Origin of the sequence: Paenirhodobacter enshiensis, assembly GCF_000740785.1 — a bacterium.
GTDB classification, from domain to species: Bacteria; Pseudomonadota; Alphaproteobacteria; order Rhodobacterales; family Rhodobacteraceae; genus Rhodobacter; species Rhodobacter enshiensis.
Map to the genome: position 1 here is coordinate 242,853 of NZ_JFZB01000007.1, position 22,119 is coordinate 264,971.

At 67.1% G+C, this 22,119-nt stretch carries 24 protein-coding genes; 8 read left to right on the forward strand and 16 right to left on the reverse strand.

Annotated elements, in window-relative coordinates; all coding sequences use genetic code 11:
• Positions 1 to 159 precede the first annotated feature (159 nt).
• Both CG50_RS06295 and preA read left to right on the forward strand, forming a co-directional pair.
• Entirely contained in the window at positions 160 to 1,497 is a 1,338-nt protein-coding gene (locus CG50_RS06295) for an NAD(P)-dependent oxidoreductase (RefSeq protein ID WP_036636238.1), read from the forward strand.
• A gap of 1 nt (position 1,498) precedes the next feature.
• The gene (preA, locus tag CG50_RS06300; RefSeq protein ID WP_036636239.1) at positions 1,499 to 2,797 is read left to right on the forward strand and encodes an NAD-dependent dihydropyrimidine dehydrogenase subunit PreA; all 1,299 of its coding nucleotides are present in this window, start codon (positions 1,499 to 1,501) and stop codon (positions 2,795 to 2,797) included.
• Positions 2,798 to 3,422: 625 nt separating this feature from the next.
• On the opposite strand, the gene CG50_RS06305 is transcribed toward preA, so the two are convergent.
• From CG50_RS06305 to CG50_RS06315, 3 genes are all read right to left on the reverse strand, one after another.
• Positions 3,423 to 3,950, reverse strand: a complete 528-nt coding sequence (locus CG50_RS06305; RefSeq protein WP_036636240.1) for a hypothetical protein — start codon at positions 3,948 to 3,950, stop codon at positions 3,423 to 3,425.
• Positions 3,951 to 4,136: 186 nt separating this feature from the next.
• Positions 4,137 to 4,757 carry a TetR family transcriptional regulator C-terminal domain-containing protein gene (locus tag CG50_RS06310; RefSeq protein ID WP_036636241.1) on the reverse strand — a complete coding sequence of 207 codons (621 nt, stop codon included), beginning with the start codon at positions 4,755 to 4,757 and terminating at the stop codon, positions 4,137 to 4,139.
• A 79-nt stretch (positions 4,758 to 4,836) separates the two neighbouring features.
• Positions 4,837 to 5,505, reverse strand: a complete 669-nt coding sequence (locus tag CG50_RS06315; protein WP_036636242.1) for a TetR/AcrR family transcriptional regulator — start codon at positions 5,503 to 5,505, stop codon at positions 4,837 to 4,839.
• Between the two features lie 129 nt (positions 5,506 to 5,634).
• On the opposite strand from CG50_RS06315, the gene CG50_RS06320 reads away from it, so the two are divergent.
• The 6 genes from CG50_RS06320 (at position 5,635) to CG50_RS06345 (ending at position 11,966) form a co-directional block, all read left to right on the forward strand.
• Positions 5,635 to 6,885 (forward strand): Zn-dependent hydrolase, encoded by a 1,251-nt coding sequence (locus tag CG50_RS06320; protein WP_036636243.1) that lies wholly within the window; start codon positions 5,635 to 5,637, stop codon positions 6,883 to 6,885.
• A gap of 81 nt (positions 6,886 to 6,966) precedes the next feature.
• A complete protein-coding gene (gene hydA, locus CG50_RS06325) occupies positions 6,967 to 8,421 on the forward strand; it encodes a dihydropyrimidinase (protein WP_036636244.1) in 1,455 nt (484 codons plus the stop codon).
• A 10-nt stretch (positions 8,422 to 8,431) separates the two neighbouring features.
• Positions 8,432 to 9,223 (forward strand): ABC transporter ATP-binding protein, encoded by a 792-nt coding sequence (locus CG50_RS06330; protein WP_036636245.1) that lies wholly within the window; start codon positions 8,432 to 8,434, stop codon positions 9,221 to 9,223.
• Between the two features lie 4 nt (positions 9,224 to 9,227).
• Positions 9,228 to 10,091, forward strand: a complete 864-nt coding sequence (locus CG50_RS06335) for an ABC transporter permease (RefSeq protein WP_036636246.1) — start codon at positions 9,228 to 9,230, stop codon at positions 10,089 to 10,091.
• Complete coding sequence (locus CG50_RS06340; protein WP_036636247.1) at positions 10,088 to 10,933, forward strand: ABC transporter permease; 846 nt, start codon at positions 10,088 to 10,090, stop codon at positions 10,931 to 10,933. Before CG50_RS06335 ends, CG50_RS06340 begins: the two co-directional genes overlap by 4 nt.
• Before the next feature lie 52 nt (positions 10,934 to 10,985).
• A complete protein-coding gene (locus CG50_RS06345) occupies positions 10,986 to 11,966 on the forward strand; it encodes an ABC transporter substrate-binding protein (protein WP_036636248.1) in 981 nt (326 codons plus the stop codon).
• Positions 11,967 to 12,056: 90 nt separating this feature from the next.
• Here the strand turns inward: CG50_RS06345 and CG50_RS06350 are convergent, their stop codons facing one another.
• The 13 genes from CG50_RS06350 to CG50_RS06410 form a co-directional block, all read right to left on the reverse strand.
• Entirely contained in the window at positions 12,057 to 12,506 is a 450-nt protein-coding gene (locus CG50_RS06350) for an Ivy family c-type lysozyme inhibitor (RefSeq protein ID WP_051909614.1), read from the reverse strand.
• A 232-nt stretch (positions 12,507 to 12,738) separates the two neighbouring features.
• Positions 12,739 to 13,215, reverse strand: a complete 477-nt coding sequence (gene ybaK / locus CG50_RS06355) for a Cys-tRNA(Pro) deacylase (RefSeq protein WP_036636249.1) — start codon at positions 13,213 to 13,215, stop codon at positions 12,739 to 12,741.
• Entirely contained in the window at positions 13,212 to 13,595 is a 384-nt protein-coding gene (locus CG50_RS06360) for a DUF4186 domain-containing protein (protein WP_036636250.1), read from the reverse strand. Before CG50_RS06360 ends, ybaK begins: the two co-directional genes overlap by 4 nt.
• Positions 13,582 to 13,947 (reverse strand): YigZ family protein, encoded by a 366-nt coding sequence (locus tag CG50_RS06365; protein WP_036636251.1) that lies wholly within the window; start codon positions 13,945 to 13,947, stop codon positions 13,582 to 13,584. Before CG50_RS06365 ends, CG50_RS06360 begins: the two co-directional genes overlap by 14 nt.
• 18 nt (positions 13,948 to 13,965) lie before the next feature.
• Positions 13,966 to 14,229, reverse strand: a complete 264-nt coding sequence (locus CG50_RS06370) for a hypothetical protein (RefSeq protein WP_036636252.1) — start codon at positions 14,227 to 14,229, stop codon at positions 13,966 to 13,968.
• 106 nt (positions 14,230 to 14,335) lie between these two features.
• Positions 14,336 to 15,025, reverse strand: a complete 690-nt coding sequence (locus tag CG50_RS06375; protein WP_051909616.1) for a lipoyl protein ligase domain-containing protein — start codon at positions 15,023 to 15,025, stop codon at positions 14,336 to 14,338.
• Positions 15,026 to 15,082: 57 nt separating this feature from the next.
• Positions 15,083 to 16,213 carry an acetylornithine deacetylase gene (gene argE, locus CG50_RS06380; protein ID WP_152559450.1) on the reverse strand — a complete coding sequence of 377 codons (1,131 nt, stop codon included), beginning with the start codon at positions 16,211 to 16,213 and terminating at the stop codon, positions 15,083 to 15,085.
• Positions 16,213 to 16,890 (reverse strand): DUF1028 domain-containing protein, encoded by a 678-nt coding sequence (locus CG50_RS06385; RefSeq protein WP_036636254.1) that lies wholly within the window; start codon positions 16,888 to 16,890, stop codon positions 16,213 to 16,215. Before CG50_RS06385 ends, argE begins: the two co-directional genes overlap by 1 nt.
• A 165-nt stretch (positions 16,891 to 17,055) precedes the next feature.
• A complete protein-coding gene (locus CG50_RS06390; protein WP_036636255.1) occupies positions 17,056 to 17,469 on the reverse strand; it encodes a RidA family protein in 414 nt (137 codons plus the stop codon).
• A 105-nt stretch (positions 17,470 to 17,574) separates the two neighbouring features.
• Positions 17,575 to 18,858, reverse strand: a complete 1,284-nt coding sequence (locus tag CG50_RS06395; protein WP_036636256.1) for a flavin-containing monooxygenase — start codon at positions 18,856 to 18,858, stop codon at positions 17,575 to 17,577.
• A gap of 302 nt (positions 18,859 to 19,160) precedes the next feature.
• Positions 19,161 to 19,937: a MetQ/NlpA family ABC transporter substrate-binding protein gene (locus CG50_RS06400; RefSeq protein WP_036636257.1), complete on the reverse strand. Its 777-nt coding sequence runs from the start codon at positions 19,935 to 19,937 to the stop codon at positions 19,161 to 19,163.
• 62 nt (positions 19,938 to 19,999) lie between these two features.
• Positions 20,000 to 20,674: a methionine ABC transporter permease gene (locus CG50_RS06405; RefSeq protein WP_036636258.1), complete on the reverse strand. Its 675-nt coding sequence runs from the start codon at positions 20,672 to 20,674 to the stop codon at positions 20,000 to 20,002.
• Positions 20,664 to 21,725 (reverse strand): methionine ABC transporter ATP-binding protein, encoded by a 1,062-nt coding sequence (locus CG50_RS06410; RefSeq protein ID WP_036636259.1) that lies wholly within the window; start codon positions 21,723 to 21,725, stop codon positions 20,664 to 20,666. Before CG50_RS06410 ends, CG50_RS06405 begins: the two co-directional genes overlap by 11 nt.
• Positions 21,726 to 22,119: the final 394 nt, after the last annotated feature.

The following is a 22,119-nucleotide window of genomic DNA, read 5'->3' on the forward strand; positions in this document are numbered from 1 at the left end:
CGTTTCATTGCGAAAGCGCTGCAAAACAAGGCGGTTTGTTTCGTTTTGCCGTCCGGTTCAGCAAAACCTGAGAAGATTGCCCAAGATAATTTTTTACCACTTGATAAAAAATACTGCCGTGGCAGCGTTTCGGAAAAGACACCAGCCAGGGAGGTCCATGTGGCCCACAGCCAGTATACGCCGGGCATCGTTCCGGCGCGCCTTGCCCCCGATGCCTATCGGGCGCGCTTTGCCGATATCGCGCCGCCGCTCGACGACCATCAGGCGCAGGTCGCGGCGGACCGGTGCTATTTCTGTCACGATGCCCCCTGCATGGAGGCCTGTCCGACCTCGATCGACATTCCGCTGTTCATCCGCCAGATCGCGACCGGCACGCCCGAGGCCGCGGCGAAGACGATCCTGACGCAGAACATCCTCGGGGGCATGTGCGCCCGCGTGTGCCCGACCGAAACCCTGTGCGAGGGGGCGTGCGTGCGCGAGGCGGCCGAGGGCGCGCCGGTGCGCATCGGCGCGCTGCAGCGCTACGCCACGGACCGGATGATGGCGCGCCAGGATCACCCCTTCACCCGCGCCGCGGCGACGGGGCGGCGGATCGCGGTGGTGGGGGCGGGGCCGGCGGGTCTTGCCTGTGCGCATCGGCTGGCGCTCCTTGGCCACGAGGTCACGCTTTACGATGCCCGCCCCCGCGCCGGCGGCCTGAACGAATACGGCATCGCGTCCTACAAGGCGGTCGACGGCTTCGCCGCGCGCGAGATCGACTGGCTGATGCAGATTGGCGGCATTCGTCTGGTGACCGGCTGGAAGCTTGGCACCGATGCGACGCTGGCCGATCTGGTTGACAGCCATGACGCGGTGTTTTTGGGGCTGGGGCTCGGCGCCACGGGGGCGCTTGGCCTTGCCGGCGAGGACAAGACCGGTATCGCGCCCGCCACCGAGTTCATCGCCGAACTGCGTCAGGCCGAGGATCTTTCGGCGCTGCCCATCGGGCGGGCGGTGATCGTGATCGGCGGCGGCATGACGGCGATCGACGCGGCGGTTCAGGCACGGCTTCTGGGCGCGCCCGATGTCACCATCGTCTATCGCCGTTCGCGCGCTGAGATGCCGGCGTCCGAGCTGGAGCAGGAGCTCGCCCTGACCCGCGGCGTGCGCATCGTCGAGAACGCGGTTCCGGTGGCGATCCACGGCAACGGGGCGCTGCACGAGGTCGAATTCGCGCGCACCGAGGCGGGGCCGGCCGGGCTCGTGGTGACCGAAGACACCTTCCGCCTGTCGGCCGATCAGCTGTTTCGCGCCATCGGTCAGCGCCTCGGGCCGCTGCCCGATGGTCTGACGACCGAGGCGGGCAAGATCCGTGTCGAGGGGGCCGGGCGCACCGCGCTGCCGAAGGTCTGGGCCGGGGGCGACTGTGCCCAGGGCGGGCAGGATCTGACCGTGACGGCCGTGGCCGAGGGGCGCGATGCCGCTGAAGACATTCACTCTTTCCTGATGGGGGCCTGACATGGCTGACCTGCGTTCCGAGTTCATCGGTATCAAATCTCCGAACCCGTTCTGGCTGGCCTCGGCGCCGCCGACCGACAAGGAATACAATGTCCGGCGCGCCTATGAGGCGGGTTGGGGCGGCGTGGTGTGGAAGACGCTCGGTTCCGAGGGGCCGCCCGTCGTCAACGTTTCGGGCCCGCGCTACGGCGTGATCTACGGTCCCGACCGGCGGGTGATGGGGATCAACAACATCGAGCTGATCACCGACCGCCCGCTCGAGGTCAACCTGCGCGAGATCAAGTCGGTCAAGCGCGACTGGCCGGACCGTGCGCTCATCATCAGCCTGATGGTGCCCTGCGACGAAGAGTCGTGGAAGGACATCCTGCACCGGATCGAGGACACCGGCGCCGACGGGGTGGAGCTGAACTTCGGCTGTCCCCACGGCATGGCCGAGCGCGGCATGGGGGCGGCCGTGGGGCAGGTGCCCGAGTATATCGAGATGGTCACCCGCTGGGTGAAGACCCATTCGCGGATGCCCTGTATCGTCAAGCTGACACCGAACGTGACCTCGATCCTGCCGCCGGCGCTCGCGGCGAAGCGCGGCGGGGCGGATGCGGTCAGCCTCATCAACACGGTGAAATCGGTGATATCGGTTGACCTCGACGCCTTCGCGCCGGAGCCGACGATCGACGGCAAGGGCACGCATGGCGGCTATTGCGGCCCGGCGGTGAAGCCGATCGCGCTGAACATGGTGGGCGAGATTGCGCGCTTTGACGAAACCCGCGGTCTTCCGATCTCGGGCATCGGCGGGGTTACGACCTGGCGCGACGCCGCCGAGTTCCTGGCGATGGGGGCGGGCAACGTGCAGGTTTGCACCGCGGCGATGACCTATGGCTTCAAGGTCGTGCAGGAGATGATCTCGGGCCTGTCCGACTACATGGACCGCAAGGGGTTCGCCTCGGTTTCGGAAATCGTCGGCCGCGCGGTGCCGAATTTCTCGGAATGGCAGCACCTCAACCTGAACCATGTCACCAAGGCGGTGATCGATCAGGACGCCTGCATCAACTGCGGCCGCTGCTATGCGGTGTGCGAGGACACCTCTCACCAGGCCATCTCGGTGGATGAAGCGCGCACCTATACCGTGAAGGACGAGGAGTGCGTGGCGTGCAATCTCTGCGTCGATGTCTGTCCGGTCGGCTGCATCGACATGAAGACCTTGCCGGTCGGCAGCATGGACCCGCGCACTGGTCGCCCCGTCGCCCCTTACGGTAACTGGACGACGCATCCGAACAACCCGATGGCGCGTGCCGCCGAATAGCGCGGCGGCGCCTGTGGGCAGGCTCTGGCGGGCAGGCCCTTGCGGGCCTCGGCGGATCCGACCGGATGGGCCGGGTTTGCCCTGAACGGGCGCCGCCCGATTCGGTCTTGCGTGCCAGGTAAGGCGGGTCGTGTCCGCCCCGGTCTTGCGCGGCAGTCCCGCCGTCGTGCCCTCGGGGATCGCTGTCGAAGCGGGATGCTGTTCCTTGCGTGGTTTGTCCGAGGGAGGTTCGCCCCGGAGCGGAGCCCCGATCCGTGCCTTCCTGCGACCGATGCGAGGGCAAAGTGCGGGGGAACCAGTCTGTGATGGCGACCTCGGCTCCGGCAGATCGGACACGGCCGCTCTCCGCAAAGGTTCGGCTCCGTATCGCCCCGTTGGGGCTATGGTCGTTGCGTAAGGTTTTCAGCGATACATCGCTGCCCAGACATCGCGATCGTTCCGCCCTGCATCGGAGCGATCGTCCTCACGCCGTCTGGTATTCTCACCGCCTTCCCGCGCCCGTCCGGTTGCCACAGAACTCGTGGCGCAGACATCCCGTTGTCGTCGCCACAGCCTGGCTCCGATACCGTGATTGTTCGGACCGGTCCGGCGCCGCGGCCCCCTTTTCCCACGCACCGGGTCGGCCCTACCTCAGCACATCCAGTGTCGCGCGCACGGGGTCTTCGGTTCCGGTCCAGCCGTCGCTTCGGGTAAAGTGGCTGTTCGACGGCGGCGTTGCAGAAACCTCCGTCGCGGGCGTCTCTCCGGCATCCCCTGGCGCCGTCTTCAGGGGGCCAGAGCTGCCCGCGTCCCCGCTTGAGGCTGCCTGTGTCCGTGTCAAAGAGGCTGTCGCGGCGAGGTTCAGCCGTTCCAGTTCCGCTTCCAGCGGCGAGACATCGAAGGCCGGGGGCGGTCCGCTCGGCGCATCCGGGTCTATCCTGGGCCCGGTCTGGCTCCGGGGCGGGCCGGTATCGCGCGCGCTCTCCCTGTTGCTGTCGCGACTCCCGTCGCGCTCTCTCCCGGCGCGGGTGTCGACCCCGGTTCCGAGCCCGCCGCCCGTCGGCATCGCTGCGGCAACCGGTTCTACCCGCGTGGCGGGCGGCGGTCCGCTTTCGGCTGGCTGCACGACCGCCGTCCAGCCCGACATCGGCAACAGAGCACTGATCCGGTCCATGCACCCCTCCTGCAACTGGCGCCACGCCGCGCCCGCTCCTTTCCCTGTCAGTCTGGGCTGGAACCTTTAACAAAAGGTGAATTCGCTCTTTCGATTCGCCGCAAATATCCCGGGGGAGCGGCGCAGCCGCGGGGGCAGAGCCCCCAGCCGCGGCAAGGCCCCAGAGCACCCGGCCGGAATCCGGGCTCAGCGCGCCAGAAGCCGTTCGAACAGCCGGTCGAGGAACGGCCCGGCCTCGTCATAAGGATCGCGCCCGGCGCCCAGAACCGCCCGCACCTGCACGTCGAAATCGGCATAATGCTGGGTCAGCGCCCAGATCGAGAAGATGAGGTGATAAGGATCGACCGCGGCGATCCGGCCAGCCTCGGACCAGCCGCGGATGACCCCGGCCTTGTCGTCGACAAGGGTCCGCAGCTCGGTGGACAGGGTGGCGCCCATGTGCGGCGCGCCCTGCAGCATCTCATTGGCGAACAGCCGGCTCTCTCGCGGCATCTCGCGACTCATCTCCAGTTTGCGGCGCATGTAACCGATGATCTCGTCGCGCGGGTCCCCCGCCGGATCGAGTGCGCGCAAGGGCGCGAGCCACACGTCCAGCAGCCCGTTCAGAAGCTCGATGTGGATCGCTTCCTTCGAGGGGAAATAATACAGCAGATTCGGCTTCGACAGCCCCGCCGCCTGCGCGATCTGATCGAGCGTCGCGCCGCGGAATCCCTGCGCCGAGAACACGTCGAGCGCCGCCTCGAGGATCGCCTCGCTGTTGCGGCGCTGGATACGGGTCTTCGGGCGGCTCCTGGGGCGATCGGTCACGCGGATCTCCGGCTGGTTCGGTGCCGTTTAGACCAGTCCCGCAAAGCGGTCAACGGGGCCGGTCCGCAGGGCAGGCCGGTCACGCGCCGGGTGCGATCCCGATCCCGCGCAGCACCATCGCCTTCACTGAGGCCTTCGCCGCCTCCCAGTCCGCATCCGAGAGCGGGCCGTGGTTCAGCACCTCGATCTGATGGCCGAAATCGGCATAGTGCTGGGTCGTGGCCCACAACATGTAAAGCAGGTGATTTGGATCCACCTCGGCCATCCGGCCCTCGGCGATCCAGCGCCGGATGATACGCGCGCGCCCCTCGGTCCAGTCGCGCAACGTGGTCTCGAGGTAATCCTGCACCACCGGCGCGCCGTGCATCACCTCGGACGCCCAGACCTTCGAGCCGTTCGGATGCCGGCGCGAGATTTCCATCTTGGCGTCGATATAGGCACCGATCCCCTCGGCGGGGCCGGCCGCACCGTCCATCGCGTTCGCGGCCTCCAGCCAGATGCCGAAGATCCGCTCCACCACCTTGCGATAAAGCTCTTCCTTGGTGGCGAAATAGTAATGCAGATTGGCCTTCGGCAGGCCTGCCGTGTCGGCGATCATCTGCATCGTCGCGCCGCCGAATCCGGCCTCGGCAAAGACCGACTCAGCGGCGTGCAGGATCGTGTCTTCGGTGGCGATGCGGTTTGCCTCGCGTCGGCCAGGGGTGCCGCGCCCGTTTTTTGGGCGGTTGCCTTCGGTTTTGTCGGTCATCCGGTTCTCCTTGCCGAAACCATGTTGACCGAATGGTCAGAACATGCCCTCATCAACCTGACCATACGGTCAGAACGAGTTTCGTCGCAAGAGGGCCCGACGCCCCGCAGTCGACAGGGAGAGAATGAGATGTCTGCACCCGGAGAGAACCTCCGCACCAATTCCGCACGCCTTTGGGACAGCCTGATGGAGATGGCGAAGATCGGTCCCGGCGTGGCGGGCGGCAACAACCGCCAGACGCTGACCGACGCCGATGCCGAGGGCCGCGCGCTGTTCCAGAGCTGGTGCGAGGCGGCCGGAATGACCATGGGCGTCGACCGGATGGGCACGATGTTCGCGACCCGCCCGGGCACCGATCCCGAGGCGCTGCCGGTCTACATCGGCTCGCATCTCGACACCCAGCCGACGGGCGGCAAGTTCGATGGCGTGCTGGGCGTTCTCGGCGGGCTCGAGGCGATCCGCACGATGAACGATCTGGGCATCCGCACCAAACATCCGATCGTGCTGACCAACTGGGCGAACGAGGAGGGCGCGCGCTTCGCGCCTGCGATGCTGGCTTCTGGCGTGTTCGCGGGCGAGATTGACCTCGATTACGCCTATTCGCGCAAGGATCTCGACGGCAAGAGCTACGGGGCGGAGCTCGAACGCATCGGTTGGAAGGGCGACGAAGAGGTCGGCGCACGCAAGATGCACGCCTATTTCGAATATCACATCGAGCAGGGCCCGATCCTCGAAGCCGAGGAAAAGCAGATCGGCGTGGTGACCCATGTGCAGGGTCTGTGGTGGCTGGAATTCACGCTGACCGGGAAAGAGGCGCATACCGGGTCGACGCCGATGCGGATGCGGGTGAACGCCGGCCTCGCGATGGCGCGGATCTTCGAGATGGTGCAGGAAGTCACGATGTCGGTGCAGCCCGATGCGGTGGGTGGCGTCGGTCAGGTGACCTTCACGCCGAACTCGCGCAACGTTCTGCCGGGCAAGGTGGTGTTCACCGTGGACATTCGCACCGTCGAACAGGCGAAGCTCGACCATATGCGCGCCGAGATCGAGGCCCGTGCGGCCGTCATCTGCGACGAGCTGGGGGTGGGCTGCGCCATCGAGGCGGTCGGCCATTTCGACCCGGTGACCTTCGATCCGGCGCTGGTGAACCGGGTGCGCGAGGCGGCAGACCGGCTCGGCTACAGCCACATGGATATCGTCTCGGGCGCCGGGCACGATGCGTGCTGGGCGGCGAAGCTCGCGCCCACCACGATGATCTTCTGCCCCTGTGTCGACGGGCTGAGCCACAACGAGGCCGAGGAGATCAGCCCCGATTGGGCCCATGCCGGCGCCGATGTGCTGCTGCATGCCGTTCTCGAGACCGCCGAGGTCACCGCCTGAGCCAGCGGCCGGGGGCTGTCTGCCCCCGGACCCCCGAGGATATTTGGGGAAAGCCGAAAGGGCGCCCCGAGGAGGATTTCCATGACCACCACTGTCATCAAGGGCGGCACCGTCGTCACCGCCGATCTGACCTACAAGGCCGATGTGCTGATCGAGGGCGGCAAGATCGTCGACATCGGGCCCGGTCTGAAGGGCGACAAGACCCTCGACGCCGAGGGCTGCTATGTGATGCCGGGCGGCATCGACCCGCATACCCATCTGTCGATGCCGTTCATGGGCACCTATTCGGCCGACGATTTCGAGGCGGGCACGCGGGGCGGGCTGGCGGGCGGGACCACGATGGTGGTCGATTTCGCCCTGCCGAACCCCGGCGAAAGCCTGCTGTCGGGCCTGCAGAAATGGGACAACAAGGCCGGCCGGGCGTGCTGCGATTACAGCTTCCACATGGCGATCACCTGGTGGAGCGAGCAGGTCTTCGACGAGATGAAGGCGATCACCGAACGCGGCATCAACACCTTCAAGCATTTCATGGCCTACAAGGGCAGCCTGATGGTGAATGACGAGGAGATGTTCGCCTCGTTCAAGCGCTGCCGCGAGCTGGGCGCGATTCCGCTGGTTCATGCCGAGAACGGCGATATCGTCGCCTCGATGTCGGCGAAACTGCTGGCCGAGGGCAATACCGGGCCCGAGGGGCACGCCTATTCCCGCCCCTCGCAGGTCGAGGGCGAGGCCACCAACCGGGCCATCATGATCGCCGACATGGCGGGCGTGCCGCTTTATGTCGTGCACACCTCCTGCGAGGAGAGCCACGAGGCGATCCGGCGCGCCAAGCTCGCCGGCAAGCGGGTCTGGGGCGAGCCGCTGATCCAGCATCTGACCCTCGACGAGAGCGAGTATTTCGACAAGGACTGGGACCATTCGGCGCGCCGGGTGATGAGCCCGCCGTTCCGCAACAAGCAGCATCAGGACAGCCTGTGGGCGGGGCTTGCCTCGGGCACGCTGAGCTGCGTGGCGACCGACCATTGCGCCTTCACCACCGAGCAGAAGCGCTATGGCGTCGGCGATTTCACCAAGATCCCGAACGGCACCGGCGGCCTTGAGGAACGGATGCCGATGCTGTGGACCTATGGCGTGCGCACCGGCCGGATCACGATGAACGAATTCGTCGCGGTGACCTCGACCAATATCGCGAAGATCCTGAACGTCTATCCGAAGAAGGGCGCGGTTCTGATCGGCGCGGATGCCGATCTCGTGGTGTGGGACCCGGAGAAGTCGAAGACCATCTCGGCGAAGTCGCAGCAGTCCTCGATTGATTACAACGTGTTCGAGGGCAAGGAAGTGACCGGGCTGCCGCGCTACACGCTGACGCGTGGGTTTGTCGCGGTCAATGACGGCGCCATCGAGACCCGCGAGGGCTATGGCGAATTCGTCGCCCGCGATCCGATGGGGCCGGTGAGCAAGGCGCTCTCGACCTGGAAGGCGCTGACCGAGCCGCGTCCGATCCCGCGTGCCGGCATTCCGGCGTCCGGCGTGTGATGGAGGGTGTATGATGGGCGCGGCTCCGATCATCGAGGCGCAGGGGGTCGATCTGGTCTTCCAGACCGCGGACGGCCCAGTCCACGCGCTGAAGGACGTGAACCTGAAGGTGAACAAGGGCGATTTCGTCTCGTTCATCGGGCCGTCGGGCTGTGGCAAGACCACCTTCCTGCGCTGCATCGCGGCGCTGGAAACCCCGACCTCGGGCAGTCTGAAAGTGCGCGGCGTCTCGGCCGAGGAGGCGCGCAAGGCGCGCAGCTACGGCTATGTGTTCCAGGCGGCGGGGTTGTTTCCCTGGCGCACCATCGCCGGCAATATCCGCCTGCCGCTGGAGATCATGGACTTCACCCGCGCCGACCGTGCGCGCCGGGTGGAGGAGGTGCTGAAGCTCGTCGATCTCGAAGGCTTCGGGAAGAAATATCCCTGGCAGCTGTCGGGCGGGATGCAGCAGCGCGCCTCGATCGCGCGGGCGCTGTCGTTCGACGCCGAGATCCTGCTGATGGACGAACCGTTCGGCGCGCTCGATGAAATCGTGCGCGACAAGCTGAACGAGGAGCTTCTGAAGCTGTGGCACCGCACGCAGAAGACCATCGGCTTCGTCACCCATTCGATCCCCGAGGCGGTCTATCTCTCGACCCATATCGTGGTGATGAGCCCGCGCCCCGGACGGATCACCGACGTGATCGAGAGCCCCTTGCCGCGCGGGCCGCGGCCTCTGGAGATTCGCGACACGCCCGAGTTCATGGCGATTGCGCAGCGCGTGCGCGAAGGGCTGCACGCGGGCCATGCCTATGAGGTCTGAGGCGATGCGCAACATCCTTCCGGTGCTGGTGGTCTGTCTGGTGATCGTGGTGCTGTGGTATGGCGCGGCGCTGTGGCTGAACGCGGCCTGGGTCTACGATCAGGCGGCGCGGGCGGGCACGCAGGTGGGCTTCGGCCAGCTGGTCCATGACACCATGACCTTGCCGCGTCCGAAGCTGCCGGCGCCGCATCAGGTGCTGGGCGGGCTGTGGGACGGCATTTTCGGGCAGTCGGTGACCTCGAAGAAGAGCCTTGTCTATCACGGGTGGATGACGCTCGAGGTGACGATGCTCGGTTTCGCGGTGGGCACTCTTGCGGGGCTGATCCTTGCCATCGGCATCGTGCACAGCCGGGCGATGGACATGTCGGTGATGCCCTGGGCCATCGCCAGCCAGACCATCCCGGTTCTGGCCATCGCGCCGATGGTGATCGTGGTGCTGGCCTCGGTCGGGCTGAAGGGGGTGATCCCGAAGGCGCTGATCGCGGCCTATCTCAGCTTCTTCCCGGTGCTGGTGGGCATGGTGAAGGGGCTGCGCGCGCCCGACGGGCTGCAGCTCGATCTGATGCGGACCTACAATGCCTCGCGCACGCAGACGCTGACGATGCTGCGGTTGCCGTCGTCGCTGCCTTACCTGTTCGCCTCGCTCAAGGTGGGGGTGGCGGCGGCACTTGTGGGCACCATCGTGGCCGAGTTGCCGGCGGGCGCCTCGGTCGGGCTCGGCGCGCGGCTGTTGTCGGGCAGCTATTACGGCCAGACGATCCAGATCTGGGCGGCGCTGTTCATGGCGGCGATCCTCGCGGCCCTGCTGGTGGCGGCGATCGGCATCGCCGAGAAGGTGGTTCTGAAACGGATGGGGATGGCACGATGAGCTGGCAAGCATGGGCGGCCATCGCCTTCTGGATCGCGGCCTGGGCGGTGAACGGCACGGTCGCGAACCGCTGGGGGCGCCGGAAATGGGCGCGGATCTTCGTGCCCGCGCTGTTCGGGGTGACGCTTCTGGTGCTGTGGCAGGGGCTGGTGAAGGGGCTGAACGTGCCATCGGTCATCCTGCCGGCGCCCACGCAGATCGCGGCGCGGTTCGCGGACAGCGTGCCGCTGCTGTGGGGCGATTTCAGCCAGACGATCCTCAAGGGCGCGCTCGGTGGCTATGTCATCGGCTGCGGCGCGGCGGTTCTGACGGCCATCGCGGTCGACCGCTCGCCGTTTCTGCAACGCGGGCTGTTGCCGGTCGGCAATTTCTTCGCCGCCCTGCCGATCGTCGGCGTCGCGCCGATCCTGGTGATGTGGTTCGGGTTCGACTGGCAGTCGAAGGCGGCGGTGGTCGTGGTGATGGTGTTCTTTCCGGTGCTGGTCAACATGGTGGCGGGGCTGGCCGCGACCGATCCGTTGCAGCGCGACCTGATGAAGACCTATTCGGCGAGCTATCGCGACAGCCTGCTGCGGCTGCGGCTGCCGGCGGCGATGCCCTTCCTGTTCAACGGGCTGAAGATCGCCACCACGCTCGCGCTGATCGGGGCGATCGTCGCCGAATTCTTCGGCAGCCCGACGCGCGGCATGGGGTTTCGCATCTCGACCGCGGTCGGTCAGCTCGACATGGCGCTCGTCTGGTCCGAGATCGTGGTGGCGGCACTCGCCGGGTCGGGGTTTTATGGGCTGATGGCGCTGATCGAGAAGACGGTGACCTTCTGGCATCCCTCGCAGCGCGGCTGAAAATTTCAAGAAACTCCGGGAAGAACCCGGAGGCACAACAGTGGAGACGACGATGAAGAAATTCCTGATGGGAGTTGCGCTGGCCGCCCTCGCCGCCGGCAGCGCTGCCGCCGAAGAGGTGAAGCTGCAACTGAAATGGGTGACGCAGGCGCAGTTCGCCGGCTATTACGTCGCCCAGGACAAGGGCTTCTACAAGGCCGAGGGGCTCGATGTCGATATCATGCCGGGCGGGCCGGACATCTCGCCCACGCAGGTGATGGCCGGCGGCGGTGCCGATGTGACGGTGGACTGGATGCCCTCGGCGCTCGCCGCGCGCGAAAAGGGGCTGGCGCTCGTCAACGTCGCGCAGCCGTTCAAGAAATCCGGCATGATGCTGACCTGTCTGAAGGACACCGGCATCAAGGGGCCGCAGGACTTCCGCGGCAAGACGCTCGGCGTGTGGTTCGGCGGCAACGAATATCCGTTCCTGAGCTGGATGAGCACGCTGAAGATCCCGACCGACGGTTCGCCGAACGGGGTGACGGTTCTGAAGCAGGGCTTCAACGTCGATCCGCTGCTGCAAAAGCAGGCCGCCTGCATCTCGACCATGACCTACAACGAATACTGGCAGGTCATCGACGCCGGGCTGAAGCCCGACCAGCTGGTGACCTTCAAGTATGAGGACGAAGGCGTCGCGACGCTGGAGGACGGTCTGTATGTCATGCAGGACAAGCTGTCGGATGCCGCGTTCAAGGCGAAGATGGTGAAGTTCGTCCGCGCCTCGATGAAGGGCTGGAAATACGCCGAGACCCACCCCGAGGAAGCCGCGAAGATCGTCATCGACAATGACGCGACCGGTGCCCAGACCCTGCCGGTGCAGGAGCGCATGATGAAGGAAATCGCCAAGCTGACGGCCGATTCGAACGGCGCGCTCGACATGGCGGATTACGACCGGACGGTGAAGATCCTGATGGCGGGCGGTTCGGATCCGGTGATCACCAAGAAGCCGGAAGGTGCCTATACCACCGAGATCACCGACGCCGCGCTGAAATAAGTCTCGCTGAAACAAGCCGGGCAAACACCACCGGGGCGGCCTGCGCAGGGCCGCCCCGGTTCATGGCTGGCGGACAGCCCTCGGCGACCGTCAGCGGAACGAGAACGCGTCAGGGTGATTGAACAGGCTGCCGGTGATCGCGGCATAAAGAATGGTGCGGCCGTCGATACTTTCCGCGCCGCCGCCGATGTTCAGCCAGGTCAGCCGTTCCTCGGCGCTGTTGTCGCGGGTTTCGAACCGCAGCCCATACATCCGTTCTGCATCGAACAGGATGGCCAGCTGATGATTGGCGCAATCGTGCTTCTTGCAGGCCAGAAGAACGGTATAGGGCCTGCCGTCGAGCGTGACTGCCACGGGTTCGGCTTCCGTCGCCTCTGCAAGCCAGTCGGGTCTCGCCTCCTTGCCGAACAGCGTCCTGAGCCGGTGGGCGAAGGCGGCATCCTTCATCTCGACGCTCAGGGTGACGGGGGGCGCCTCGGCTCGGGCGGCTGACATCGTGCCCGGCACGGCCAGCAGGGCGATCAGCAGGATCAGACGCATCTCGGGTTTCCTTTTCAGGGATGGAACGGGGGATGCTCGGCCCGGCCCCCGCGCCTCGTCAAGCCGCTGTCGCCTGCCTTCGGGTCGTTTCCGCCGGTCCGGTCTTCGCAAGCCGCACCTGTCCCTTTCGCTTTGCCGTAAATATCCCGGGGGGGCTGCGGCAAGGCCGCAGCGGGGGCAGAGCCCCCTGCGCGATCTCCGCCCTCCCGCCCCATGGCGCGAGAGGGGCCTCTCACTCCGCGATCAGCGGCAGCGCCTTGCCCCCGGTCACCGCGACCGCATCGGCAGGCGCCAGAACCACCATCATGCCGCGCTTGCCGCCATTGATGACCACGGTGTCAAATTCCATGACGCCGGCGTCGAACACGGTGGGGCAGCGCTTGCGCTGGCCGAAGGGGCTGATCCCGCCGGTGTGATAGCCGGTCAGCCGCTCGGCCTTCACGGGGTCCATCATCTCGGCCGACTTGCCGCCGAAGGCCGAGGCAACGCGCTTCATCGACAGGGTGTGACTGGCGGCCAGCACCGTGCAGCAGGGCTTGCCGTCGACCTCGACCATCAGCGTCTTCAGCACCCGCGCGGGATCGGCACCGATCGCCTCGGCCGCCTGCAAGGCCTTGCCCTCATGGCCGGGGTTGTAGTCGTATTCCCGCGTCCCGAAGGCGACCTTCGCCTTTTCCAGCATCTGCGTTGCGGGGGTCTTCGTGCTCATCTGTCGTCTCTCCCGGGGTTCGGAGTATGGCCCATCTCGCGGTCGATCCAGCTCATCAGGACGGCGACGACGCGGGCCTGCTCCTCCGCGTTCAGCGGCCGGCCGGCCGGAATATGGTGCCATTTCTCAAGGCATCCACGGCAGCAGCAGCCCGTCGCGTGCTGCGCCACGAAGACCGGATGGCCGCGCATCGGCGTCTGCTTGCCGTCGTTCAGCGGTTGCGCCGGAGCGAGGCGCTTTTCGATCAGCTCGGCCGCGTGGCGCGCGATCACGCTGCGCCCCTTCGCATCGGCGTAGCCCTTTTCTCGCGCGCCCAGATGAAACCGCGACCGGAAGGCCGAGCGCGCCAGCCGCGCGAACAGTGCCTCAGTCTCCGCCATCGCGCCCCCGCTCTTCGAGGTAGATGCGCACCGCATCCTGCACGTGGCGGAACCTGTCTCCGCCCAGATGCTTGCCGCCGAACCAGCGCGTCACCACCACCAGATGATCGCGCAAGCCTTCGCGTTCCAGCATCCGCACGATCACCATGCCGGCGCCGGCCTCGCCGTCGTCGTTCTTCACCGGGCCGTCGGCGCCCAGATAGGCCCAGCTGTTATGCGTCGCACGGGCGAATTTCTTCTGCCGCTTCAGCGCGCTCAGCAGCGTTCGCGCGGTCGCCTCATCGGCGCAGGGCGCGCCCGAGACCGCGTATTTCGATCCCCGGTCGCTGATGATGCCCTCGAGGATGCGCATCGGCTGCCGTCGCTCCGCTCAGAACAGCGTCGGAACCCATTTGCCGGCCGCGAGCATGAGCCCGAACACCACCAGCAGAAGCAGCCAGTTGCGCCCGACATGCAGACCCTCGCGCGCCATTTCGGCCTTCTCGGCACAGGCGGGGCAGCAGCGTTCGCCCTCTTCGATGGGGGTCGTGCCACACACCGGGCAGAGCTTCTTGCCCTTGGGCGCATGACGCTTCTGGGCGCGGCTCGGCGCCTTTCCGGGGGCTGCGACGCCGGGGATGGCGGATTCGGTCATCTCGATGCTCCTTTGTCCGCAGATCTGCGGTCCGGACGGGATCGGGCCACGGCGGGCCCGGTGTTCAGGTTTCGGGCGCGAGAGTTGCGCGCCCGCGGGGGGGAAGTCAACCTTGCGCCGGAACCAGTGCCGCGAGTGCGGCAAGCGCCTCGGTTCGCAGGGTGCGGGCGAAGGGTTCGGGCGCCAATCCGGGGATGAAATCGCTCAGGCCCGCATGAACCTCGGCGCGCACCGGGGCAAGCTCCAGCCCTTCGTGCAGCGCGTTGATCGCCGCGATGGCCGAGGCGGGCGGCGGCGCCAGCAAGATCATCGCATGGGCGAGGACGGTGCGCCTGCCGTCGCGGTTGCGCCAGCGCTGCGCCGTGCCGACGATCTTGCGCCCGCCGACCGAGAGGTTGAACGTCCCGTCGCAGAAGCTGCCCTCGGTCGCGCCGGGTTCGGCCAGAACCGCCATGCCGCCACAGGCACGGATCATCGGCGCGCAGAGCGCGCGATAGGCGGCCTCGATGGTCAGTTTCGGCCCGGCCGGCCAGACCATGGCGAGGTTCATCACGCCCGGTCCCTGCGGCACCGCGCCGCCGCCGGTGCGGCGCAGCTCAACCGGCCAGCCGAGAGCGGCGGCCCGGCGCGCGCCCTCGTCAAAACCGGGTTGCTCGGCGAAATGCCAGGGCAGCACGATGGCCGGGGCGGCGGCGCGCCAGATCAGGCAGGCCGGTGCTCCCGCGACGAGAAGTGCAGTCTCGGCGGCGATGCCCTCGGGGGCGGTCTTGAAAAGCGCGATGGGGTCCGTGGTCATGGCCCTGACATGCCCGGAGCGCGCGGGCGCGTCAACTGTCGCGCCCGCGGGTCCCTGTCAGCCATGCACCAGACGGTCGAGAAGCGCGGCACAGGCCGTCAGCTCCGACACTTCGATCGACTCGTCGGGCTGGTGGCCGTCCTTCATCGTGCCGGGTCCGCAGACCACGGTGGTCAGCCCGGCACGGGCGAAGAACCCGGCCTCGGTGCCATAGGCGACGGTAATCGGCGCGGGATCGTCGAGGAGTGCCGCCAGCGCCTGCACCGCGGGCAGCGACGGATCGGTCGCAAGCCCCGGATAGCTGCCGGTCTCCGCGATCCGGATCTCGCCCGGCGCATCGCCCTCGGGCAGGGCGGACCGGATGCGCGAGACGATCGCCTCGGGCGTCTCGGCGGCGAGGTGACGGATCTCGAACAGCACCTCGCCGGTGTCGGGCACGATGTTGAGCGCGACGCCGCCGCGCATCACCCCGGCATGAACGGTCGAACAGGGCGGGTCGTAGGCGTCATCACGCGCGCCCTCGTGCATCAGCCGGTCCTGCTCGGCGCGCAGCACCGCGATCAGATCCGCCGCCCCATGCAGCGCATTGACGAAATGCGGCGCCATCGCGGAATGGCCGGCACTGCCGCGACAGATGGCGCGATAGCTCGCCTTGCCCTTGTGGCCAAGGCACAGCCGCAGCGAGGTGGGCTCTCCCACGATGCACAGATCTGGTCGGCCGAGGGTGGGGATCACCCGGTCGATCATCTCGGGGATGCCGCGGCAGCCGACTTCCTCGTCCCAGCTCAGCGCGATGCTGACCGGCTTCACGGGCGGCGCGTCGGCAAGCGTTTCGGCCATCGCCAGAACGCAGGCGACGAAGCCTTTCATGTCGGTCGCGCCGCGGCCCACAAGGCGGGTGCCGTCGGGGCGCAGCGTGAAGGGATCGGCGCTCCAGCTTTGCCCCGCGACGGGAACCACATCGGTGTGGGCCGAGAACAGCACGCCGCCGTCGCCGGCCCCGAGCTTCGCCAGCAGCCCGCCCTTGCCCGGAACGCTCGCCGCGATCCGGGTGACGGTGAAACCCGCCGCTTCCAATATCCCGGCCGCGCGGTCGATCAGCGGCAGGTTCGTCTCGCTGGACACGCTCGGAAACGCCACCAGCTCGCGCAGCAGTTCGACGATCCGCCCGGTCGGCGCGGCGCTCATCATTCGTCTCCCGGCACGCCGTAGGAGGGCGCGGCCACCGGGCTGAGCGCGCGGGTCACGTAATCGTCGGCCTGCGGCTTGTAGACTTCCCAGGCGCGGGACAGGGCGGCGATGGGGCAGCCCTCGTCGATCCAGTCGATGCGCAACTCTGCATAGGGCCAGCTTTGCCTGTCGACGAGCAGAAGACCCGCGGAATGCACCGGCCCCGCCTCGCCGCCAAGCGCGATCCCGGCCTGCATCGCCGCGATCAGCCGGTCGCCGAGTGTGCCCTTCGCGCCCTCGAAGGCCGCGACCATCGCCGCGGGAACTCTCTCGCTCGCCAGCATGTTACCGCCCGAGACGCAATCCACCCCCCGCGCCGAGGTCCAGATCCCGAGCGCCTTCGAGCCCGAATGCACGGCGGTGCCGCCCTGTGAATCAACCGCCAGCAACTGCCGGTAATCGGCGAAACCGTCGCCTGCGGCGGCGGCCGCGACCGCGTGCCCCGCATCCGCCCCGCTCGCCATATGCGCAAGCATCAGCGGACCGAGCGCCGGGTTCGTCACATTCTGCGTCGAGACCGCGCCCACCCCGGCCTGAGCCCAGGCACAGCGTGCCGCCACGGCGGGCGAGGAAGACGATATCGCCACCCCGAATTGTCCGGTCTCGGCGCAGCGCGCCACGATGGAAAAGGTCATTCCGCCTCCTGTCGATCGCCCGCACAGCCACGGGCCCGCGGTCTCAGGCCGAAGGGGCGCTCTCCCTTTCGGCTTTCCCTAAATATCCTCGGGGGTCCGGGGGCAGACAGCCCCCGGCGACCTCGGACCGGAGCCCCGGCCCGAAACCCGGGTGCAGCGCCCGGATCAGTCCGGGATCACCGCCGTCGCGTCGATCTCGACCAGCCAGTCGGGACGGGCGAGCGCGCTCACCACCACGCCGGTCGAGACCGGGTGCACGCCCTTGATGTACTGCCCCATGGTCCGATAGACCGCCTCGCGGTTGCGCACGTCGGTGATGTAGACCACGACCTTGCACAGATGTTCCATCTTGCCGCCCGATTCCTCGATCAGCTGCTGGATGTTCTGCATCACCTTGTGGGTCTGCTCGACCGGATCGTGACTTTCGATGTTCTTCGCGGTGTCGAGATCCTGCGGGCAGGCGCCGCGCAGATAGATCGTGGTGCCGCGCGCCACGACCGCATGGCACAGGTCGTTGTCGAGGTTCTGCTCGGGGTAGGTGTCCTTGGTGTTGAACGGACGAATGCGGGTATGGGCCATCTGGGCTCTCCGGTCTGCGCGCGCCGGTCGTTCCGGCGTCTTGTGAAAAGAAAAAGAGGCCGCGCCCGAACCGGGGTCCGGACGCGAGTCGGGGGAAGGGGCCGGTCAGACGGTCTCGGCTTCGGCCGCGGCCTTCGCGGGCGCCGCCTCGGGCGCATAGGCCAGATAACCGCGCTGCTTGGCGATGTGATCGGCGACGTATTTCGCATCGTGCCACACGCCCCAGATGAAGGACGAGCCGCGCCGGGTCTGCCAGGGCAGGCCGAGGTAATAGATTCCGGCCATCGCGCCGATGCCGCGGTTGTGCGCCGCGCGCCCCTTGTCATCGAGCGCCTCGGCCGGCAGCCACGAATTGTCGACGCCGAAGCCCGTCGCCCAGATGATCGTGGTGATCCCCGCCGCCTTCAGATCGAGCGACAGGATCGGATGGCTGACGCAATCGGGATCGGCCGGGATCACATGGGCCTCGGGTTCCTCGGGCAGATCGAGGCCGTTTTGCGCGATATAGGCATCCGCCTCGCGCAGCACCGAAAGGTAATTCGCGTCGCCCCGGTCGAGGTTGGTCTTCAGATCGGGCGCGAACTGCATCGCGCCGTCCTTGTAGCCCTCGGTCCGGCCGACGAGGACCAGCCCTTCGCCCGCGAGCTTGCGGAAGTCGATGGTATAGCCGCCCTTGGCGCCGGTCACGGCGATGGTGGTGTGCTCGACGCCCGGCGTCGCTTCCATGTCCCATTTGTTCAGCACGCCCAGCCACCACACGTTGTCGCGGCCGCGATAGCGCCGCGGCGGGCGGTCATGCGGGCCGACCGAGAGATAGACCTTGCGCCCGGCGCGCAGCAGTTCCTCGGCGATCTGCGTGCCCGAGGAGCCCGCGCCCACCACCAGAACCGCGCCCGGAGCGAGCTGGCCGGGGTTACGGTAGCTCGCGGAATGGATCTGCGTCAGACCGGCGGTCTCGGGCACCATCGGCGGGATCGCCGGGATCTGGAACGCACCGGTCGCCGAGATCACGTAATCCGCCTCGATCGGGCCGGCCGAAGTCTCGACGAGGAACCCTTCGCGGCCTTCGTTGCGGCTGACTTTCGACACCTCGACGCCGGTGCGGATCGGCGCACCGATCATCTTCGCGTAATCGACGAAGTAATCGGCGATGACTTCCTTCGGCACGAAGGCATCCTGGCTGCCGGCGAATTTCATCCCCGGAAAGCGGTCGTGCCAGCACGGCCCGTTCGCCACCAGCGAATCCCACCGCGCGCTGCGCCAGTGCTCGGCGATGCGGTCGCGTTCGAGCACGACATGCGAGATGCCGAGTTTCGACAGATGCTCGCTCGCCGCGATCCCGGCCTGGCCTGCGCCGACAACCACGACCTCGGTCTTCTCCACTGCCATTGCTTGGTCCTTTCTGGCATCTCCGGAGCGTCCGCGCACAGACGAGACACGCCGGTTCCGGTTTTGGGTCCGGGCCGGCACCATGGCGGCGCGAGTCCGGGGTTGCGGGCAGGATGCCGCCGGATCGGCTTCGGAAAAAGAAGTTCCTAAGTCAGCACTGATTAGGCTGTTCCTGATTCATGTGGCTGGAATTCGTCAATTGCGAGAGGAGTGGTTCCGGACATGGAAACGCCGCGCCGGATCGCTCCGGCGCGGCGTCGAATTCATCCGCCTCCCTTGTGGAAAGGCCGGTCAGGCGCGTCTCACCACGAGGTCAGCACGGTGCCGTGATACTTGTCCTCGATGAACTTCTTAACGTCGTCCGAGTGATAGCTCTCGACCAGCGTCTTGACCCAGGGCTTGTCCTCGTTGCCCTTCTTCACGACGATGATGTTGACGTAAGGGTTCTCGGCGCTTTCCATCGCGATCGCGTCGGTCTTCGGGTTCAGGCCCGAGGCGATTGCGTAATTGGTGTTGATCAGCGCCGCGTCAAGATCCTTGAGCGAACGCGGCAGCTGCGCGGCGTCCAGCTCCTGGAACTTCAGCTTCTTGGCGTTCTCGGTGATGTCGATCACCGTGGGCTTCAGCCCGGCGGCGGCATCGACCTTGATCAGGCCGAGCTGCTGCAGCACCAGAAGCGCGCGGCCGCCGTTGGTCGGATCGTTCGGGATGCCGACGGTCGCGCCGTCCTTCAGATCCTTCAGATCCTTGATCTTCGACGAATAGACCCCCATCGGCGTGGTGATCGTGGTGCCGACCGGAACCAGATCGAAGCCGCGGTCCTTGATCTGGTTGTCGAGGTAAGGCTTGTGCTGGAACGAGTTGGCGTCGATGTCGCCGTCGTTCAGCGCCTGGTTCGGCACGACGTAATCCGAGAATTCGACGACCTTGATGTTCAGCCCCTTGGGCGCGGCGACCTTGGCGACCTCTTCCATGATCTCGGCGTGCTCGCCCGGGCTGACGCCCACCTTGATGTCCTCGGCCATGGCCGTGCCCGCGATCAGCGCGAGAACGGAGGCAAGAGCGGTCATACGCAGCATGGGAATACTCCTTTTCGTTGCGTGGAAAGTTCTTGAAACGGGGGTTCGGTGCAGCAGGGGGCTCAGTCGCCGCGGCCCTTGGGGGCGCGCTTGTCGACGCGCCGCGCGATGCCTTCGCCGAGCGACTGCACGATCTGCACCAGCACGACGAGGATCACCACCACCGCCAGCATCACCATCGGCATGAAGCGCTGATAGCCGTAGCGGATGCCGAGATCGCCCAGACCCTCGCCGCCGACCGCACCGACCATGGCCGAATAGCCGATCAGGCTGACCACCGCGAGGGTGAGGCCGAGCGTGATGCCCGGCAGCGCCTCGGGGACCAGCACCTTGCGGATGATCTGCAAGGGCGTCGCGCCCATCGAACGGGCGGCCTCGATCAGGCCGGCGTCGACTTCGCGGATCGCGTTCTCGACCAGACGGGCGATGAACGGCACCGCGGCGATGGTCAGCGGCACGATCGCCGCCGAGGTGCCGATCGAGGTGCCGGCGATGAACCGGGTGAACGGGATGATCGCCACCACCAGAATGATGAACGGCACCGAGCGCGTGGCGTTCACCACCAGCCCGAGGATCTTGTTGACCCAGGGCGCGCTCAGCAGTTCGCCGCGCTGCGAGGTGGCGAGGAACACCCCGAGCGGCAGCCCGAGAACCGTTCCCAGAACCGCCGCCACCGCGACCATGTAAAGCGTCTGCCCCGTCGAGGCGATCAGCAGGTTGATCAGGTTAGCGGACATAGCCCTGAACCTCCGTGTAAAGGCCGTGACGGTCGAGATAGGCACGCGCCTCGGCGGCGCGCGCGATGTCGATGGACACCAGCAGATTGCCGAACGGATGGGCGCCGACCTCTTCGATGGCGCCGGCGAGGATATTGACCTCGATGCCGAGTTCACTGGTCAGCCGCGCCAGCATCGGATCGGTCGCATGGGCGCCGGCGAAGGTGATGCGGAACACCTCGGCGGTGGTGTCGGTCTGGGCTTCGGGCGTCATCCGTTCCGCGATGAAGCGCGGCAGCGTCAGACCGAGCACGCCCGACAGGAAGCTGCGGGTGGTCGGATGTTCGGGCCGGGTGAAGATGCGATAGGTCTCGCCCTGTTCGACGATGCGGCCGCCGTCGATCACCGCCATGTGGCTGGCGATGTCGCGCACCACCGCCATCTCATGGGTGATGAGCAGGATGGTCAGCCCGAGGTCGCGGTTGATCTCGGCCAGAAGCGCCAGAACCGTCTGCGTCGTCTCGGGGTCGAGGGCCGAGGTCGCCTCGTCCGACAGAAGAACCTTGGGCTGGGTGGTCAGCGCGCGGGCGATGCCGACGCGCTGCTTCTGCCCGCCCGACAGCTCTGCCGGATAGCGGTCGGCGAGCTTTTCAAGGCCGACGCGGCGGATCAGTTCCTCGACGCGGGGGCGGATCTCGGCGCGCGGGGTGCCGGCGATCTCGAGCGGCAGGGCGACGTTGCCGAATACCGTGCGCGAGGCGAGCAGGTTGAAATGCTGGAAGATCATGCCGACGTCGCGGCGGATCTCGCGCAGTTGCGCCGGGCGGGCGGCGCCGATGTCATGCTCGCCCACCAGAACCCGGCCGGAGGTCGGCCGTTCGAGGCCGTTCACCATGCGGATCAGCGTCGACTTGCCGGCGCCCGAGCGCCCGATGATCCCGGTGATCGAGCCCGGCGCCACATCGAGCGTGACGCCCGTCAGGGCCGTGACCGTGCCTCCGTCCTTGCCGGGGAAGGACTTGCCGACATTGTCGAACCGGATCGCGGCGCCGCTGGTCTGTGCTTCGGACATGGAATTCTCTTTCGCGCGTATTCCTCTTGCCGATACCGCTTTGCGGGGCAGGGGTGCAACCCCGGAAGGGGACGGCGCCGGGGCGCGCTGCGGGATTCGGGCGCGGTTCCGCCCGCATGGCGCGGCAGGACGTTTCGGGCCGCGGGCCGGCGCGGACGGCTGTCCTTTGGCGGGGCGCGGAGGCGGGAAACCGGACTTATCCGTCCGGAAAGTGCCGGGCTTCGGAAACGTCGTTCCGTCTTGCCGCGAGAGACGGGCCGAAAACCTGCCGGTTGCGCATTCCGGGCGGGGCGATGATCTCCGTCCGGCCATTGCCGGCGCTCTGGTGCGAGGATCCGTAGGCTCCGGGCCCTGTGAAAACGGCGCCCTTCGTCGGGGCGCCGTTGCGGTCACG

Excerpts from the sequence above, each read along its gene's own strand:
- CG50_RS06320 (WP_036636243.1), top strand. The coding sequence starts at position 5,635 with ATGTCTGCACCCGGAGAGAACCTCCGCACCAATTCCGCACGCCTTTGG.
- CG50_RS06410 (WP_036636259.1), bottom strand. The coding sequence starts at position 21,725 with ATGTCCGAAGCACAGACCAGCGGCGCCGCGATCCGGTTCGACAATGTC.
- CG50_RS06345 (WP_036636248.1), top strand. The coding sequence starts at position 10,986 with ATGAAGAAATTCCTGATGGGAGTTGCGCTGGCCGCCCTCGCCGCCGGC.
- preA (WP_036636239.1), top strand. The coding sequence starts at position 1,499 with ATGGCTGACCTGCGTTCCGAGTTCATCGGTATCAAATCTCCGAACCCG.
- hydA (WP_036636244.1), top strand. The coding sequence starts at position 6,967 with ATGACCACCACTGTCATCAAGGGCGGCACCGTCGTCACCGCCGATCTG.
- CG50_RS06340 (WP_036636247.1), top strand. The coding sequence starts at position 10,088 with ATGAGCTGGCAAGCATGGGCGGCCATCGCCTTCTGGATCGCGGCCTGG.
- CG50_RS06390 (WP_036636255.1), bottom strand. The coding sequence starts at position 17,469 with ATGGCCCATACCCGCATTCGTCCGTTCAACACCAAGGACACCTACCCC.
- CG50_RS06330 (WP_036636245.1), top strand. The coding sequence starts at position 8,432 with ATGATGGGCGCGGCTCCGATCATCGAGGCGCAGGGGGTCGATCTGGTC.
- CG50_RS06315 (WP_036636242.1), bottom strand. The coding sequence starts at position 5,505 with ATGACCGACAAAACCGAAGGCAACCGCCCAAAAAACGGGCGCGGCACC.
- CG50_RS06385 (WP_036636254.1), bottom strand. The coding sequence starts at position 16,890 with ATGACCTTTTCCATCGTGGCGCGCTGCGCCGAGACCGGACAATTCGGG.
- ybaK (WP_036636249.1), bottom strand. The coding sequence starts at position 13,215 with ATGAGCACGAAGACCCCCGCAACGCAGATGCTGGAAAAGGCGAAGGTC.
- CG50_RS06305 (WP_036636240.1), bottom strand. The coding sequence starts at position 3,950 with ATGGACCGGATCAGTGCTCTGTTGCCGATGTCGGGCTGGACGGCGGTC.
- CG50_RS06335 (WP_036636246.1), top strand. The coding sequence starts at position 9,228 with ATGCGCAACATCCTTCCGGTGCTGGTGGTCTGTCTGGTGATCGTGGTG.
- CG50_RS06405 (WP_036636258.1), bottom strand. The coding sequence starts at position 20,674 with ATGTCCGCTAACCTGATCAACCTGCTGATCGCCTCGACGGGGCAGACG.
- CG50_RS06360 (WP_036636250.1), bottom strand. The coding sequence starts at position 13,595 with ATGGCGGAGACTGAGGCACTGTTCGCGCGGCTGGCGCGCTCGGCCTTC.
- CG50_RS06375 (WP_051909616.1), bottom strand. The coding sequence starts at position 15,025 with ATGACCACGGACCCCATCGCGCTTTTCAAGACCGCCCCCGAGGGCATC.
- CG50_RS06400 (WP_036636257.1), bottom strand. The coding sequence starts at position 19,937 with ATGCTGCGTATGACCGCTCTTGCCTCCGTTCTCGCGCTGATCGCGGGC.
- CG50_RS06350 (WP_051909614.1), bottom strand. The coding sequence starts at position 12,506 with ATGCGTCTGATCCTGCTGATCGCCCTGCTGGCCGTGCCGGGCACGATG.
- CG50_RS06395 (WP_036636256.1), bottom strand. The coding sequence starts at position 18,858 with ATGGCAGTGGAGAAGACCGAGGTCGTGGTTGTCGGCGCAGGCCAGGCC.
- CG50_RS06370 (WP_036636252.1), bottom strand. The coding sequence starts at position 14,229 with ATGACCGAATCCGCCATCCCCGGCGTCGCAGCCCCCGGAAAGGCGCCG.
- argE (WP_152559450.1), bottom strand. The coding sequence starts at position 16,213 with ATGAGCGCCGCGCCGACCGGGCGGATCGTCGAACTGCTGCGCGAGCTG.
- CG50_RS06365 (WP_036636251.1), bottom strand. The coding sequence starts at position 13,947 with ATGCGCATCCTCGAGGGCATCATCAGCGACCGGGGATCGAAATACGCG.